General features: G+C 60.4%; 16 protein-coding genes. 7 read left to right on the forward strand and 9 right to left on the reverse strand.

Going from position 1 to position 16,045, the window contains the following annotated elements; genetic code table 11:
- Nucleotides 1-24 precede the first annotated feature (24 nt).
- From ACR0C9_RS14055 to ACR0C9_RS14065, 3 genes are all read right to left on the reverse strand, one after another.
- Nucleotides 25-1,380: an ABC transporter substrate-binding protein gene (locus ACR0C9_RS14055; protein ID WP_480586477.1), complete on the reverse strand. Its 1,356-nt coding sequence runs from the start codon at nucleotides 1,378-1,380 to the stop codon at nucleotides 25-27.
- Nucleotides 1,377-2,537 (reverse strand): LacI family DNA-binding transcriptional regulator, encoded by a 1,161-nt coding sequence (locus ACR0C9_RS14060; RefSeq protein ID WP_480627291.1) that lies wholly within the window; start codon nucleotides 2,535-2,537, stop codon nucleotides 1,377-1,379. Before ACR0C9_RS14060 ends, ACR0C9_RS14055 begins: the two co-directional genes overlap by 4 nt.
- A gap of 243 nt (nucleotides 2,538-2,780) precedes the next feature.
- Entirely contained in the window at nucleotides 2,781-3,932 is a 1,152-nt protein-coding gene (locus tag ACR0C9_RS14065; protein ID WP_170455471.1) for a metal ABC transporter solute-binding protein, Zn/Mn family, read from the reverse strand.
- Between the two features lie 56 nt (nucleotides 3,933-3,988).
- Between ACR0C9_RS14065 and ACR0C9_RS14070 the strand changes: the two genes are divergently transcribed.
- From ACR0C9_RS14070 to ACR0C9_RS14080, 3 genes are read left to right on the forward strand one after another with little or no spacing between them, the layout of a single operon-like run.
- Nucleotides 3,989-4,501 (forward strand): transcriptional repressor, encoded by a 513-nt coding sequence (locus tag ACR0C9_RS14070; protein WP_170455473.1) that lies wholly within the window; start codon nucleotides 3,989-3,991, stop codon nucleotides 4,499-4,501.
- A 2-nt stretch (nucleotides 4,502-4,503) separates the two neighbouring features.
- Nucleotides 4,504-5,250 (forward strand): metal ABC transporter ATP-binding protein, encoded by a 747-nt coding sequence (locus tag ACR0C9_RS14075; protein ID WP_170455475.1) that lies wholly within the window; start codon nucleotides 4,504-4,506, stop codon nucleotides 5,248-5,250.
- The gene (locus ACR0C9_RS14080) at nucleotides 5,250-6,044 is read left to right on the forward strand and encodes an iron chelate uptake ABC transporter family permease subunit (RefSeq protein ID WP_170455477.1); all 795 of its coding nucleotides are present in this window, start codon (nucleotides 5,250-5,252) and stop codon (nucleotides 6,042-6,044) included. Before ACR0C9_RS14075 ends, ACR0C9_RS14080 begins: the two co-directional genes overlap by 1 nt.
- A gap of 7 nt (nucleotides 6,045-6,051) precedes the next feature.
- On the opposite strand, the gene ACR0C9_RS14085 is transcribed toward ACR0C9_RS14080, so the two are convergent.
- The 6 genes from ACR0C9_RS14085 to ACR0C9_RS14110 all read right to left on the reverse strand — a co-directional run bounded on the left by ACR0C9_RS14085 (nucleotide 6,052) and on the right by ACR0C9_RS14110 (nucleotide 12,054).
- On the reverse strand, nucleotides 6,052-7,047 hold the full coding sequence (locus tag ACR0C9_RS14085; protein WP_480781287.1) for an ABC transporter ATP-binding protein: 996 nt from the start codon (nucleotides 7,045-7,047) through the stop codon (nucleotides 6,052-6,054).
- The gene (locus ACR0C9_RS14090; RefSeq protein ID WP_480781288.1) at nucleotides 7,044-8,078 is read right to left on the reverse strand and encodes a Gfo/Idh/MocA family protein; all 1,035 of its coding nucleotides are present in this window, start codon (nucleotides 8,076-8,078) and stop codon (nucleotides 7,044-7,046) included. Before ACR0C9_RS14090 ends, ACR0C9_RS14085 begins: the two co-directional genes overlap by 4 nt.
- Nucleotides 8,075-8,914, reverse strand: a complete 840-nt coding sequence (locus tag ACR0C9_RS14095) for a carbohydrate ABC transporter permease (RefSeq protein WP_170455483.1) — start codon at nucleotides 8,912-8,914, stop codon at nucleotides 8,075-8,077. The genes ACR0C9_RS14090 and ACR0C9_RS14095 overlap by 4 nt, the downstream gene beginning before the upstream one ends.
- Complete coding sequence (locus ACR0C9_RS14100) at nucleotides 8,911-9,825, reverse strand: carbohydrate ABC transporter permease (protein WP_170455486.1); 915 nt, start codon at nucleotides 9,823-9,825, stop codon at nucleotides 8,911-8,913. Before ACR0C9_RS14100 ends, ACR0C9_RS14095 begins: the two co-directional genes overlap by 4 nt.
- A gap of 69 nt (nucleotides 9,826-9,894) precedes the next feature.
- A complete protein-coding gene (locus ACR0C9_RS14105) occupies nucleotides 9,895-11,148 on the reverse strand; it encodes an ABC transporter substrate-binding protein (RefSeq protein WP_170455487.1) in 1,254 nt (417 codons plus the stop codon).
- A 21-nt stretch (nucleotides 11,149-11,169) separates the two neighbouring features.
- Nucleotides 11,170-12,054: an N-acetylmuramic acid 6-phosphate etherase gene (locus tag ACR0C9_RS14110; protein WP_170455490.1), complete on the reverse strand. Its 885-nt coding sequence runs from the start codon at nucleotides 12,052-12,054 to the stop codon at nucleotides 11,170-11,172.
- A 161-nt stretch (nucleotides 12,055-12,215) separates the two neighbouring features.
- On the opposite strand from ACR0C9_RS14110, the gene ACR0C9_RS14115 reads away from it, so the two are divergent.
- From ACR0C9_RS14115 to nagA, 4 genes are read left to right on the forward strand one after another with little or no spacing between them, the layout of a single operon-like run.
- Nucleotides 12,216-13,094: a BadF/BadG/BcrA/BcrD ATPase family protein gene (locus tag ACR0C9_RS14115; protein WP_170455491.1), complete on the forward strand. Its 879-nt coding sequence runs from the start codon at nucleotides 12,216-12,218 to the stop codon at nucleotides 13,092-13,094.
- Nucleotides 13,091-13,840, forward strand: coding sequence for a GntR family transcriptional regulator (locus ACR0C9_RS14120; RefSeq protein ID WP_170455494.1), 750 nt, complete (start codon nucleotides 13,091-13,093; stop codon nucleotides 13,838-13,840). Before ACR0C9_RS14115 ends, ACR0C9_RS14120 begins: the two co-directional genes overlap by 4 nt.
- Before the next feature lie 19 nt (nucleotides 13,841-13,859).
- Nucleotides 13,860-14,888 carry an SIS domain-containing protein gene (locus tag ACR0C9_RS14125; protein ID WP_170455496.1) on the forward strand — a complete coding sequence of 343 codons (1,029 nt, stop codon included), beginning with the start codon at nucleotides 13,860-13,862 and terminating at the stop codon, nucleotides 14,886-14,888.
- Nucleotides 14,885-16,024, forward strand: a complete 1,140-nt coding sequence (gene nagA / locus ACR0C9_RS14130) for an N-acetylglucosamine-6-phosphate deacetylase (protein ID WP_170455498.1) — start codon at nucleotides 14,885-14,887, stop codon at nucleotides 16,022-16,024. The genes ACR0C9_RS14125 and nagA overlap by 4 nt, the downstream gene beginning before the upstream one ends.
- The last annotated feature ends 21 nt before the right edge of the window (nucleotides 16,025-16,045 follow it).

A 16,045-nucleotide genomic window follows, 5' to 3' on the forward strand; every position in this document is an offset into this window, starting at 1 on the left:
CTGCAGTGCCATTGGAAGGTGGCGTTACTCGACCTTGGCGAGTTCTTCGTTCATGGCTGCAACAGCAGCTGCGGCGTCAATTTCGCCGTCGATATATTGACGGACAACGCGGTTGATCGCTTGGCTGTTGACCATTTTCGAGGCCAGCGCCAGTTGGCCTTCGGCCACGCCCCAGCGCTGGGCCACGTCCAGACCGCCGACGATTTCGTCGATCATGGCCTGTTCGTACAGCTCACCCAGCGGCGCTTTGCGGTCGACACCTACGGGCAGATCCGCCCACGCCTCAGAAAACGCAGTCGGGTTGTCGGCGTTGCCGCGACGGACCGGGAATTTGCCCTCGGGCGCGATGGCCAGTGTTTGGGTATAGCCTTCGTCCATGGCGAATTTCACGAACTCCATCGCCGCATCGGTATCCGCGTCGTTGGTGATGCCAAAGTACCGCACATCGCCCCAAGCCGCACCGTCAGGGTTCGACGGGCCCGACAGTTTGGTCACGATGCCGGTCTTGCTGGCCAGATCGCGCGAGGTCGGGTCGTCGTTGATGGTCGGCGGCGCGCTGTCACGCAGGCCAGCCAGTTCGTCCAGAATGAAGGGCGACCAGATGATCATCGCGGCTTTGCCGTCAAAATACAGCTCGCGCGACTGCTTCCAATACAGCTCACCCGGAGGCGACGCTTGCGAGATCGCCTTGTAGAAATCCAGAACCTCGGTCGTCTTGGCCTCATCCAGCGGCTGGAACCCGTCAGGACCAACCGGTGAGACGCCATTGGCCAGGAAGACATGCTCCAGCACCTGGCTCATGAAGTTCTCGTCAACCTTGGTAGCCGAGACAAAGCCATACATCTCGGGCGGGTTATGCAGAGCCTCCAGCGCGGCCTGAATGCCCGCAAAACTGTCCGGCGCATCCAAACCGGCCCCTTCGAACAGGTCTTTGCGATAGACCACCATCTGGGTCCATCCATCCACCGGAACAGATGCGGTTTCATCGTTAAACGCCGCCATTCCCAACGCGCCAGGAGCGAACGTATCTGCGCCCAGTTCTTCGATCACTTCGGTTGCGGCTTCGGTGTCCAGAATTCCAGCCTCGGCCCAGGGCAGCGCGTATTGCAGCGGGTGATAGACCACATCGGGCAGGTCCCCGGCGGCAAACGCGGCTGTTGCGCGCGTGCCCAGATCGCTTTCGGTGATCGGAATGACCTCGACCGTGGTGCCTGTTTCGGCCTTGAACTGATCGGCCATCTCTTGCTGCTTGGCCAGACGCTCGGGCTGTTCTTCGGTGGTCCAGAAGCGGATTGTATCCGCCTGCACGGACATCGCGGTCAGCGCCAGTGCCAGGGACGAGCCTAACATCAGCTTGGCTGCTTTCGGCGTGAGTTTCATGATTGGTTTCCTCCCAATTTGCTTTCTGTCGTCTCTTTGATTTTCGTTGCCAGCGCGTCCGAGCCCAGCAGCGGCGGACCGTCCGAGGCCCGTTCGATCAGCATCGCCTCGCCCAGCTCGCGCAGTGTGCCCGGTGCTTCGCCCCGGATCTGACGGATAAGCAGGGTGGCCAGACGCTCACCCGCAGCGCGAGAATCGACGCTGAAGGTTGTCAGGGCCGGGTTGGCGTATTGGCACTCCGGAACGCCGTCATATCCGGTAACCGAAACGTCCCGGCCAATCTGCAAGCCAAGCTCAGCGGCAACGGGATAGAAGCCCAATGCCGCAAGATCGGTGGCAAAGATGATGGCAGTTGGCGGACGGTCCAGCGCCATTAGGGCACGCGCTTCGATTGCGCCCTCTTCGCGTGTTCGCGCGCCTTCGCGGATCAAATCGGGGTCGAATGGCAGGTCGGCAATGCGCAGCCCCTCGATATACCCGTCCCGGCGCAGATGGCTGTAGTTGAACTTGGGATCGCTGCCGACATAACCGATGCGCGTATGCCCATGGCTTGCCAGCCGCAGAACCGACTTCAGCATCGCGGATTCGCCCGAAATATCGAACCACGAAATATCATCCGGCACTTTGGCCCCGCCATAGCCGGTGCGTCCGTATAGGATATGCGGCACGCCCAGATTGCGCAGGAACCGAACCCGCGCGTCGGTGACGGCAGTACGCGGCAGGATAAAGCCGTCTGCCTTGTGTTCCTCGACCAGACGGCCAAGCACCTTGAGCGTGTCCTGCTCCGAATGCGCCGTTGAAATCGTCATGGTCCAGCCGAAACCGCTGGCCGCCTCGCATGCGCCTGCCAGAAACTCTTGCAGGAATGGGTTGTGACCGTCCGGCTCATCTGTGTTGAGCACCATGGCCAGCGCACGAACACGCCCGGTCCGAATGGCCTGCGCGTGGCTGAGCGGACGATACCCAAGCTTGCGCGCCATGGTTTCGACCCGCTTTCGGGTGGTTTCGGAAATGTCCGGATAACCGTTCAAAGCCCGCGAAACCGTGCTTTTGGACAAGCCCAGACGGGCCGCAAGTTCATCGATCTTTACACGGCGCGAAGACTGCGGATTTTCACCCGCCGTTTCGTATTGCCGATTTGTAAGATTCGCTCCCATGTCTACATTTTTTGTTTCCGAAACCGGTTTCGGCAACAGAAAATCTTATCAGCCGCGCTGTAGCGCCAATCAAGGGCACAACTTCACGTGGTAGGAATGCAGGATTTACCAGGGTTATCAGCCGGCCTCAGCCGGTTGTTGGGGGCAACGCCACTTTTGACGAAAGGGAACAATTAACCCGCGTCACCCCCAACTTTGGATATCCCGGACAACTCTCTCGGCATTGTCCGGGATGATCAGGAATTAAAGGCACTCGGCCAGGGTCTTTGCCATGTTCCGGATGACCTGAGGGTACAGGTCCACGCCGGGTTCAAGGTCCGAGCCCAGCGGGTCGATGACGCCGGTATTTGCGTCGGTGCCGCCCAGAACGGTTTCAATGATCCCCGGGTTGAATTGCGGCTCGGCCAGAACGCAATCGATCCCCTCTTCCGTGATCCTGCCCTGAATCTCGGTAATCCGCGCGGGGCTGGGGTCGGCTGCGTCGCCAATCGAAATCGCCCCCGAGGTGGGCAAATCAAACGCATCCTCAAAGTACTGATAGGCATCGTGGAAGACGATAAAACTGCCACCGCGAACGGGGTCCAACATCTGTGCAACCTCGGTCGAAAGCGCCTCAAGCTCTTCCCGGCCGGCGGCCGCATTGGCGAAATAGGCACCGGCATTGTCAGGGTCTGCCGCCGACAGTTGGGCCGCGATCACGTTCAACCAAGTTCCGGCGTTTTCGGGCGACAGCCAGGCGTGCGGGTCATGCGCGCCATGGTGATGGCCGTCGTGATCGTCATGGTCATCATGTCCCGCGTGGTCTTCATGGTCATGGTCATCATGATCCTTGGCGTCGGCATGATCATCGTGGTCGTCGTGATCGTGGTCGTCGTGACCATCCGAGTCCGCATGATCTTCGTGATCATGGTCATGGTCTTCGTCTTTGGCGTGATCTTCATGATCGTCGTGATCATGGTCGTCATGATCGTCATCCGCGTGGTCTTCGTGGTCATGATCATCATGATCATCATGGTCCCCGTGATCATGCGCCTCAAACAGCGCGCTTTCACGGAAATCCAGCAGAACGGTGCCATCGGCCTCAAGCAACGCCGTAACAGTTGCACCTTCGGCCAGTGTTTCCACCGCGCTTTCCATCCAGGGCGTCAGATCCTCACCCAGCCAAAACACCAGATCCGCCTCTTGCAGCGCTTCAGCTTCGGATGGGCGCAGGTTGTATTCGTGCGGCGAAGCCCCAGCCGGGATAATCAGGTCCGGCTCGCCAACGCCTTGCATGACCCGCGCCACAAGCGAATGCACCGGCGCAATATCAACTGCCACATTCGGCACATCGGCAATCGCCGTGCCCCCCATCAACGCGGCTGTGATCGAAACGGGAAGGAGCTTTCTGGACATCGGGAACCCTATGTGATTTTATAACGTTACCAGCGAAATACATGATATATAATAACATGACAAGTGAGACACCGCCCGCCACGGCTGAAGAAGCCACCCTGCTTGGGTTCAACAAGCACGACCACGCCTCGTGCGTTGCAACCGGTTTGGCCAATGCCCAGGCGCATTGCCAGGCAGAAGGGCTGCGCCTGACACCTGTGCGCCAGAAGGTTCTGGAAATGTTGCTGCAAGAGCATCGGGCGCTTGGGGCCTATGCGATTCTCGACCGTTTGCGTGAAGAAGGCTTCGGGTCGCAACCGCCGGTGGCCTATCGTGCGCTGGACTTTCTGGTCGAGCATGGGTTTGCCCATAAGATCGAGCGACTGAATGCCTTTGTCGCCTGCGCGCATCCCGGGGCTTCGCATTCCCCGGCCTTCATGATCTGCCGCAAATGCGATGCCGTGGCCGAGGCGTATTCCGCCCCCGCCAAAGGCGCGCTAGGCGCTGCCGCGCGCGCCGTCGGGTTCGAGATCGAACGCACCGTCGTCGAAGCCGAAGGCATCTGCCCCGACTGCACCGAGAAAGCCTGATCATGACTTTGGTTTCTGTAAAGGATCTCAGCGTCCGCTACGGCGCAAACACCGTATTGCGCCACGTAAACATGGCCGTTGAGCCGGGCGAGATCGTGACCATCGTGGGTCCGAACGGGTCGGGCAAAACCAGCCTGCTGCGCGCCATCATTGGCGCGACCCAACCCGCTGCGGGGCATATCACGCTCAAAAAAGGGCTGCGGATCGGGTATGTGCCGCAAAAGCTGCATATCGATCCGACGCTGCCGATCTCGGTCGAGCGGTTCATGCGCCTGACGGATCGGGTTTCAAAACAGGATTGCGCGGCGGCCCTGAAAACCGCCGGTGTCCCGGACCTGCTGAACCGGCAGATGTCGCAGCTGTCCGGCGGTCAGTTTCAGCGGGTTATGCTGGCGCGTGCGCTGATCAACCGACCCGAAGTTCTGTTGCTGGATGAAGCCACTCAAGGGCTGGACCAACCTGGCTCTGCCGCCTTTTACCGCCAGATCGAAGACGTGCGCCGGGAAACCGGATGCGCCATCCTGATGATCAGCCATGAACTGCATGTGGTCATGAGCGCGTCGGACCGCGTGATCTGTCTGAACGGTCATGTCTGCTGCGAAGGCTCGCCCGCCGTGGTCGCCTCGGCCCCTGAATACCGGGCGTTGTTTGGGACAGGCACGGGGGGCGCGTTGGCGCTGTATCGTCATGACCATGATCATGATCACGAACATGATCATGGCCCGAACTCTCAGGAAGCTGCAGAATAATGCTTGATGATTTCATGACCCGCGCAACGCTTGCTGGCGTTGGTGTGGCCTTTGCCGCCGCCCCGCTGGGCTGTTTCGTCGTTTGGCGCAGAATGGCCTATTTCGGCGATGCAACCGCCCATGCCGCAATTCTGGGTGTGGCCTTGTCGTTGACCTTCCAGATGTCTGTGTTCACCGGGGCTTTGGCCGTTGCTTTGGTGATGGCGCTGGCAGTCACGCTGCTGTCCGGCAAAGGCTATGCCATGGACACTCTGCTGGGTGTTTTGGCCCATTCCGCACTGGCTTTCGGCCTTGTCGCCGTATCGTTCCTGTCCGGGGTGCGGATCGACCTGATGGCCTATCTGTTTGGCGATATTCTGGCCGTTTCCAAAAGCGATCTGGCCGTCATCTGGGGTGGAGCCGCTTTGGTGGTGGCCCTGATTTCTTGGCGTTGGTCCCACCTGCTGACCGCGACGCTGAACGAAGAACTGGCCTATGCCAGCGGCTACAACCCCAAACGCGAGCAGTTGATCCTGACCCTGTCGCTGGCGGTAACAGTCGCGGTTGCGATCAAGGTGGTTGGCGTGTTGCTGATCGCCGCCATGCTGATCATCCCCGCTGCCGCAGCCCGCAGTCTGGCGCGATCGCCCGAGTCCATGGCCGTGATTGCCGCCCTTATCGGGACGACCTCATCGATCGTCGGCCTGAGGGCGGCTTATGTGTTCGACACGCCCGCCGGCCCCTCAATCGTCTGCGTCGCGGCTGTGCTGTTCGCCTGTTTCAGCCTGCTGGGCTGGCAAGGGCGCAAGACCTGATCAAAGCTCAGGACAACCGCGCGCCGCTTTGGTCGAACATGTAAACGCTCTGCGGATCGAAGGCGAGGCGGATGTCCTGCCCTTCTTCGACCCGATGCTGCCCGAACAGGCGGGCGGTGATCTGGTGGTCCTGAACCTTGGCAATGACGTTGGTGTCACCGCCCAGATGCTCGACATGGCTGACCCGTGCCTGAAGCGCGCCGTTGTCGTCCAGCACCAAATCCTCGGGGCGCACACCCATGGTCCTGTCATCCCCTTCCTGCATCAGCCCGGCGGGGAAGAAGTTCATCGAAGGTGAGCCCAGGAACCCGGCAACGAACTGGTTGGCCGGGTTGTTATACAGCTCCATCGGCGAGCCGATCTGTTCGACGCGCCCGTCACGCAGGACAACGATCTTATCGGCCAAGGTCATCGCCTCGGTCTGGTCATGGGTGACGTAAATCATCGATCCGCCAAGCTGACGATGCAAGTTTGCAATCTCCAACCGCGTATTCATGCGCAGCGCCGCATCAAGATTGGACAAAGGCTCATCAAACAGGAACAGCTTGGGCTCGCGCACAATGGCCCGGCCAATAGCCACGCGCTGACGCTGTCCACCGGACAACTCGGATGGGTAGCGGTTCAGATAGGGACCCAGATCCAGCATCTGGCTGGCCTTGGCGATACGCTGTTCGATCACCGCCTTGGACTGGCCTTCCTGCTTCAGCGCCAGCGTCATGTTCCCGCGCACGTTCAGATGCGGATAGAGCGCATAGCTTTGGAACACCATTGCGATCCCGCGTTTGGACGGTGGGGTCAGATTGACCAGCTCATCGCCGATCCGCACCTCGCCCGAGGTTGCATCCTCAAGCCCCGCGATCACACGCAGCAGGGTGGATTTGCCGCAGCCCGAGGGGCCGACGAAAACGACGAACTCGCCCTCTTCGACGTCAAGATTGATGTCTTTCAGAACGTGAACCTCACCAAAGGACTTGTTCACATCTTTCAGGGTCAGCGCGGTCATGTGGCGTCCTCCTTCAGAGATACAGGGTGGCCGGTGCGAATGCTTTCATCCGCGGCCAGGCATATGGCCAGCGATTGCACGGCGTCGTTCATGTGGCGGGTCAGGTCGATGTCATCCGTGATGGCGCGCAACATGTAGGCCTGCTCGGCATCGCAGAGCTCTTGATGGCCCGGCTCATCCGGCATCTCGACGGTGGTGTCACCATCCGGTCTGTGCACAAGAATGCTGCCAACCTTGGTGTGACCGTCGATATCTGGAGACGCGCCTTTGTTGCCGTCCGTGATCGAGACCGATCCGTTGGGCGAGACGATGTCTTTTACGAAAAACGCTGTCTCGGACATCATCGGACCCCAGCCAGCCTCGTACCACCCGACCGAGCCATCGGCGAAGACGACCTGAAACTGGCCGTAATTGTACATCTCTTCCGGTATCTCGTCGGTCAGGCGCAGGCCCATGCCATGCACGCGCACCGGGTCGGCATCGGTGATCTGGCACATGACGTCGACGTAATGCACGCCGCAATCCACTATCGGGCTGGTGGTCTGCATCAGCGCCTTGTGCGTCTCCCACTCCGCGCCCGAGGATTGCTGGTTCAGGTTCAGGCGGAAGACATATGGCCCACCCAGCCCACGCGCCTCTTCGATCAACCGAATCCACGACGGGTGATGACGCAGGATGTAGCCGACAACCAGTTTGCGCCCGGTCCACTTGGCCGTATCGACAACCCGCTTGGCATCTGCAACGGTCATTGCCAGAGGCTTTTCGACAAACACATGCGCCCCTGCCTCCATCGCCTTGCAGGCATAGTCCACGTGGGTGTCGGTATAGGTTGCGATAACGGCAAGGTCCGGAGTGGTGTCCGCCAGAGCCGCCTCGAAATCGTTAAACGCGGGATACCCGGCCAGATCGGGATGCGAGACCTCCCCGCTGCGGTTCACCAGACCAACAATCTCGGCCTCCGGATGGTGGTGATGGGCCAGCGCATGGCTCAGGCCCATATTCCCAAGACCGGCAACAAGAACACGGATCATTTGACAGCCCCCGAAGTCAGACCGCGGATCAATTGCCGCGAGAAAATTACGTACAGGATCAACACCGGTAGGATCGCCATGGACAGCGCCGACAAGACCGCGTTCCAGTCGGTCACGAACTGGCCAATGAAGACCTGCGAGCCCAGCGTCAGCGTCTTGGTCTCCTCGGCCGGGGCAAGGATCAGCGGGAACCAGAGGTCGTTCCAGATCGGGATCATGTTGAACACCGCAACCGTCGCCATGGCCGGGCGCACCAACGGCAGGACCAGCCGGAAGAAGATCGCGTATTCCGACAGCCCATCAACCCGGCCCGCGTTTTTCAGATCGTCCGAAACCTGCCGCATGAACTCACTGAGGATAAACACCGCCAACGGCAACCCTTGCGCCGTATAAACGAGGATCAGCGCCCATAGCGTGTTGACCAGACCGGTGGCCACCATCATCTCAAGGATCGCAACGGTGCCGATGCGGATCGGGATCATGATGCCCAGCGCCAGATACAGGCCCATCAGCAGGTTGCCTTTGAAACGGTATTCGCTCAGCGCATAAGCCGCCATTGCGCCGAACAGCAGGATAAAGAACAGCGACGCGACCGTGACGATCATCGAATTCTGGAAGTAGAGGAAGAAATCCCCCTGTTTCATCACTGTCTGGTAGCCAATCAGCGAGAAACTGTCGGCATCGGGCAAGGCCAGCGGCTGACGAAAGATCGCTTTGCGGGTTTTGAAACTGTTGATCAGGATGACAAAGACGGGGAACAGCGCGATCAGCGTGTACAGGATCAACGCCCCGTGCATACCGAATGCGTTCAATGGATTCGTACGCGCTTTGCTCATAGCTGATACCTCCGCATCCGGGTCTGGATACCAAACAGATAGATACAGACGCCCACCAGAATGATCGCGAACATGGCCCCGGCGATGGCCGATCCCATATGCGGGTCGCCCAGTTGCAACTGGAAACCGAAGAAGGTGCGGTACATGAAGGTGCCCAGAATATCGGTTGAAAAGTCAGGCCCGGCCAGCGCGCCCTGCGCGGCATAGATCAGGTCAAACGCGTTGAAGTTCCCCACGAAAGTCAGGATCGAGATAATCCCGATCGAGGGCAGGATCAGCGGCAGCTTGATTTTCCAGAACGCAGACATTCCGGTGATGCCGTCAATCTCTCCGGCCTCAAGAATCTCTTCGGGTATGGTCAGCAGCGCGGCATAGATCAGCATCATTGGAATACCGACAAACTGCCAGACCGAGATCAGCGCCAGCGTCGTCAGGGCGTATTCCTCTTTGCCCAGCCACGGCGCGAACAGAAATTTCAGCCCGACCGCATCCAGCATTGATGGCGCGATGCCCCAGATGGGTGACAGGATCAGCTTCCAGGCGAACCCGACGATCACAAAAGACAGGATCGTTGGGATGAAGATGGCCGACCGATAAAGCGCAGCAAAGCGCAGGCGCGGATGGCTGAGCAGCGCAGCCAACGCGATGCCGATCGGGTTCTGTACCAGCATGTGGATGAGAAAGAACCAGAAATTGTTGCCCAGCGCGTTCCAGAATTGCTCGGCCCAGATGGGATCGAAAAACAGCGTTCTGAAATTGTCGAGCCCGACAAACACCCTCTCCTGATCGATGCGCGAATACAGCGCCAGACGCAGGGTGTTGAACAGGGGAAAGATCATCACGGCGGTGTAGACGATCACGGCTGGCGCAAGGAATACGACGATATGCCAGCGAATGCGGCCGGGGTTCATGGTTCGATCTCCGGGGGTAGAAGGACCCGGGCGACAGATGCGCCCGGGATGTGTGCAACAGCGGTGGGCTTACTGATGCGGCGCGTACCAGCTGGCCAGACCATCCTGAAGCTGCTGGCCCAGCTCGTCCGGTGAGGCACTGCCCTTGATGGCGGCAACCGAGGCACCCCAGGTTTCATTCTCAAGGTTCGGCGTACCGCGCGACAGAATCTGATAGGTCGAACGGATCGTGCTTTCACACTCGCCACGCCACCCGACGATTTCCTTGGCAAGCGGGTCTTCCAACTCGACCGGGGTCGAGGACAGCGGGAAGAAACCCGGCAGGGCATTGCCAAAGATCTCGGCGAATTCAGGGCTGGCAACCCAGGCCAGGAAAGTGCGCGCGGCCTCGGAATTTTCGCTGGCTGCGTTCATTCCAATGCCGATATCGGTGTGATCCGAGATGTAGCAAGTGTCGCCCGCATTCTGGACCGGCGGCTTGAACGCGCCCATCTCGAAATCGGCCTGCGCGTTGAAGCCCGAAATCTCCCACGAACCGGCGGGATAAATCGCTGCGCGTCCCAGGGTGAAGATGTTCTGACTGTCGGGATAGGTCTGCGCCTCATACCCGTCGCCCAGATAATCCGCCCAGCGCGCCAGCGTCGCATAAGGCGCAGTCCATTGCGCGTCGGTCAGCTTCTGCTCGCCCGCGATCAGAGCCAGACGGCCTTCTTCGCCCTTCCAATAGTTCGGGCCGATATTGTTATAGCCCATGGTGGCCGCTTCCCACTGGTCATTCGTGCCCATGGCCATCGGGATGTAATTGCCGTCTTCCTTGAAAGCATCGAGCACCGCAAAGAACTCATCTTCGGTGGTCGGAGCCTCAAGACCCAGTTCAGCGAAGGCATCCTTGTTGTAGATGAACCCGTGGATCACCGACGCCATCGGCACGCAAAAGCTGGCCGATCCGTCATCCGTCTGCCATGCCGATTTCGCCACGTCCGAGAAGTTCCCCATCGCATCCAGATCAGACAGGTCGGTCAGGTGCCCCGCCTCATACAGCGCCAAAGAGGCATCGAAGGGACGGCACGTGATCAGATCACCCGCAGACCCTGCGTCGAGCTTCGAGTTCAAAACGGCATTGTACTCGGCAGGTGCAGAGGGCGTGAACTGGACCTTGATGCCGGGATGCTTGGCCTCAAAGGCCGGGATGATCTTGTCCTGCCACAGTGTCAGGTCATCGTTGCGCCAGCTTTCAATGGTCAGCGTGATATCCTCGGCATAGGCCCCCGTCGCCACAAAGGCAGTGGTGGCCATCGCCAGCGATAGTGAATTGCGTTTCATCATAGTCCTCCCAGGTTATTGTCATTCAAGCCGCGACAGCGCGGCCCGCAGGTTTCCTTCGGTTTCATGAAGCAGCGCATGGGCCGCATCGGGGGCAACCCCGTTTGCCACCAGAACAGCGGGCTTGACCTGCCCCCCGATCTGATCCAGCGCGGCGGATGCCGCAGCAACATCAACGCCCGCGATCCGCGCCACCATCGAAGCGGCACGCGCGCGCAGTTTTGCGTTATCCGCCCGCAGGTTGACCATCATCCCATCATGAACATGGCCCAATTCCATCGCCATCAGCGTCGACAGCATGTTCAGCGCAATTTTCTGTGCCGTCCCCGCGCCCATTCGGGTCGAGCCGGACAGCACTTCAGGCGGCGTGCTCAGGCAAATCGCGTGATCCGCGAGATCCAACAAGGCAGAGCCCGCATTATTGGCGATCCCCACAACGGCGGCCCCTCGGGATCGGGCGATCCGGGCGGCTTCGACGGTAAAGGGCGTCGTGCCGCTGGCCGAAACGCCGATCAGCAGGTCGCGCGCCGTCAGGGTCTCAAGGTCACGGTCCAGCCCGGCGGTATCGTCCTCGGTTGCGCCCGGCATTTCGACGCCCGTTGGCAAACCACCCGCAAAATGGATCTGCAACTGCGCAGGCGGGATCGAGAAGGTTCCGCCCAACTCTTGCGCATCCGCAGCCGCCATCAACCCGGAAGACCCCGCCGCCGCATAGTGCAGGACGCCGCCGCCACGAAGGGTCGCCGCCATCTGCGCCGCTGCGGCAGAAATTTCGGGAACAGCAGCCCGGACCGCCGTCGCGGCCTCGATCTGTGCATCCGCCAGCACAGCCGCAACATCGGCCAACGGGCGTGCATCCAACCCCTTTGCCAATCCGTGCAACGCTTCTGTCTGTGTGGAATGCACCTGATTCCCCCCTCCAACTCCGGAAACAATACCTTTATAATACCTTTTGTCCACAAGAATCTTTTTGAGACCTTCTTGGCGGTAAAATACAGGCGTTTTTCGCGATTTTGGTATTTAAAAGGTATTTACTTACCCGCACAGGTATCTTAATGGAGTCTCCTATGGCTGCCGAATCTCAAACCCCAATTCTCGCCATCGATGGCGGAGGCACCCGGTGCCGGATCGCGCTGGCGCAGGGGCAAACCGTGACCTCGGTCGAGACCGGTTCGGCCAATGTATCCAGCGATTTTAACGGCACCGTCCTTTCGATTGTGCAAGGTCTGGACTTGCTGACAGCCAAATCTGGCCTGCCCCAAGACGTGATCCACAACACACCGGCCTTTGTCGGGCTGGCAGGCGTGACCGGGCCAGCCATCGCGGATCGGTTGCGACAGGCCCTGCCCTTGTCGCACCTGCGCATCGAAGACGACCGGCGCGCCGCTTTGCGCGGAGCCTTGGGACGGCAGGACGGCGTTCTGGCCCATTGCGGGACGGGGTCGTTTTATGCCGCGCAGTTTGGTGCAACCGCGAAATTCGCAGGCGGTTGGGGCCCTGTTCTTGGGGATGAAGCCTCGGCACAATGGATCGGCCGAAACGCCCTGCGCCTGACGTTGGAAAGCGTGGATGGTCGCATTCCCGACGCCCCCATGGCCCAACGCTTTCTGACCCAATTCCAATCCCCTGCTGGGCTTGTTCGCTTCGCCGCAACCGCCCGCCCGCACGAGTTTGGCGAATTGGCGAAAACCGTCACCGAACTCGCGGCAGAAGGCGATCATCTAGCCCAATCCACCATGCAAGCCGGAGCGGATGAGATCGAACGCAGCCTGAAACAGATCGGCTGGGCGCCCGGACTTCCCGTCTGTCTGACCGGCGGGATCGGCCCGGAATTCCGCGCCTATTTACCGGCCGTAATGCAGGACTGCGTGACCCAACCGCTCAAGTCGCCTCTGGACGGTGCTCTGTCATTGGCCCGTGATTTCGCTGAGGAGGTCATCGCATGAGCGCCATCGAATTCCTGCGGTCGAAAACCTGGCTCGGCGAAACCGGCGGGCCACGCTATGTGCAGCTCAGGCGGCGTCTGGAAGAGGGCATCGCCTCGGGAATCCTACCACCGAACTCGTCCCTGCCGCCCGAACGCGAACTGGCCGAGATTACCGACCTGTCCCGCGTCACCGTCCGCAAAGCCATTCAGGAACTTGTGCGCGAAGGGCTGATCGAACAGCGGCAGGGCTCTGGGTCCTTCATTCGCGAACCGGTGACCCGGATGGAACAGTCGCTCAAGCAACTGACTTCATTCACCGAAGACATGACCCGTCGGGGGATGGAGACGACCTCTCGCTGGCTGGAACGCGGGGTATTCATGGCCACACCTGAGGAAGTGTCGGCGCTGGACCTTGCAGCAGGCGATCAGGTCTCGCGCATCTATCGCCTGCGCGAGGCGGATGGACGCCCGCTGGCGCTGGAACGCGCAGCGCTGCCGCTGGATTTGCTGCCCAACCCGACCGAGGTGTCCACGTCCCTGTATGATCTGCTCGCCAAGTCCGGCAACCGCCCGACGCGCGCGGTGCAGAAAATCTCGGCCATCAATCTGGAAGCGCGCGAGGCCGAGTTGCTGGATGTTGCCGAAGGGGATGCCGGATTGAGGATCGAACGCACCTCATTCCTTGACAGTGGGCGGGTCGCGGAACTCACCCGCTCCATCTATCGCGGCGATGCCTACGATTTCGTCGCCGAATTGCGCTTGTAGACCGGAAAGGCCGATCTGAATGCCACATCAAACCACGCAGATGCGCCGCGAGATTCTGGAAATCCCCGGCGCTGTCGACAGGCTTCTGACCCAGGGCGGTGACGCGATCACGCAAGCCGCCGATACAGCGCGGCAGATCGACCCGCGCTATTTGCTGTCCGTGGCGCGGGGGTCTTCGGATCACGCCTGCACTTATCTGAAATACGCCAGCGAGTTGATCCTGAAACGCCCCATGGCATCGGTCGGCCCATCCGTCAGTTCGATCTACGATGTCGCGTTGCAGGCCGAAGGTGCCCTGTGCATCTCGATCTCGCAATCCGGGCAAAGCCCCGACATTGCGCGCATGACCGAAGCGCTGGGAAAGACTGGCGGATTTACGGTTGCGATCACCAATGACTCGGCCTCCCGACTGGCCGGAATTGCCGACACCACGCTGCCGATCCATGCAGGCCCCGAGCTGAGCGTCGCGGCAACAAAAACCTTCGTCACCTCGCTGGTCGCGGGCCTTTGGTTGATAGCCGAAATCAAAAAGGACGCCGCGCTGATCGCTGCGATCAAGACCCTTCCGGAAAGGCTGGAGGCGGCGACCCAATGCGATTGGTCCGCTGCGGCAGAGGCCGTCGACGGCCGGTCGCTGTTTACGCTGGGCCGGGGGCCAAGCTGGGCGATCTCGAACGAGGCCGCGCTGAAGTTCAAGGAGACCTGCCTGATCCACGCCGAAAGCTATTCTTCGGCCGAGGTTCTGCACGGCCCGGTCTCGATCGTCGAGCAGGATTTTCCCGTGATCGCCTTCGCTGCCGCAGACGACGCTGAAGACAGCGTCGCGCAGACGGCGGACGCAATGGCCGCCAAGGGCGCGCGCGTTTTTGCCTTGTCCGACAAGGTCAACACGGCGACGCGTCTGCCTTATGTGCGAACAGATCACTGGCTGACCGACCCGATTGCGGCCATCGTTTCGTTCTACGGGATGGTTGAAACCGTGGCGGTCCAGCGCGGGATCAATCCTGACACGCCGCGGCACCTGAACAAGGTGACGGAAACGGTATGACACAGGATGTGGTGACATTCCGGAACGGGCTTGTTTTTGACGGGTCAAAGCTGTGGCAGAACCACGCGTTACGGGTCGTCGATGGGCACGTGGCAGAGTTCGGGCCGGATACGCGCATCTCTGACGCGGGACATGTCGTTGACCTTGGCGGAGATATTCTGAGCCCCGGTTATGTCGATCTGCAGGTCAATGGCGGCGATGGGCTGTTGTTCAATGACGATCCCTCGGTAGACACGCTGCGCCGAATGGCTCGCACCCATCGTCGTTTGGGGGTCACCTCGCTGCTACCGACACTGATTACGGATACCGCCGACAAAACTCAGGCTGCCATAGATGCTGCCATCCAAGCCGTTCGCGCGGGTATTCCCGGCATTGCGGGTTTGCATCTGGAAGGGCCGCATTTGTCGGTTGCCCGAAAAGGCGCGCATGACGCCAGCCTGATCCGACCGATGGAGCAGCACGATCTTGATGCCTTGTTGTCTGCCGCCGCCCAATTGCCGTGTCTCAAAGTCACAATCGCCCCGGAATCTGTGTCCGAACAGCAGGTCAGCACGTTGATCGAGGCCGGGGTGCTGGTTTCGCTGGGGCACACAGACGCCGGTTTCGACACCTGCATGCGCTACTTCGCGGCTGGTGCGCGTTGTGCGACGCATCTGTTCAACGCCATGAGCCAGCTGGGCAATCGCGAACCAGGGTTGGTTGGCGCGGTTCTGGCCAATGGTGCGGCCTCGTCCGGGTTGATTGCCGATGCCGTCCACGTTCACCCGGAGACAATCCGCGCCGCGTGGGCGGCCAAAAGCGGGCCGGGTCGGCTGTATCTGGTCAGCGACGCCATGGCTGTGGCCGGGACAAGCGAAACTGAGTTCCAACTGAACGGGCGCACGATCCTGCGTCGTGACGGGATCCTCACCTTGTCGGATGGCACTTTGGCGGGCGCTGATCTGGATCTGACCACAGCACTGGGCGTGATGGTCAACAAAGTCGGCATCCCGCCGGAGGACGCCTTGCAAGCTGCAACCTCGGTCCCTGCCGCCTTGATTGGACAGCAATGCGAGGACCTCAAGATCGGTGAGGGCAAGTTGTCGGGTATGATCCGCGTCGCCTCGGACTTCTCATCAGTCTCCACGTTCGACTGACAATGACGCGCAAGACCGGGA

Source organism: Ruegeria sp. C12 (assembly GCF_056537745.1).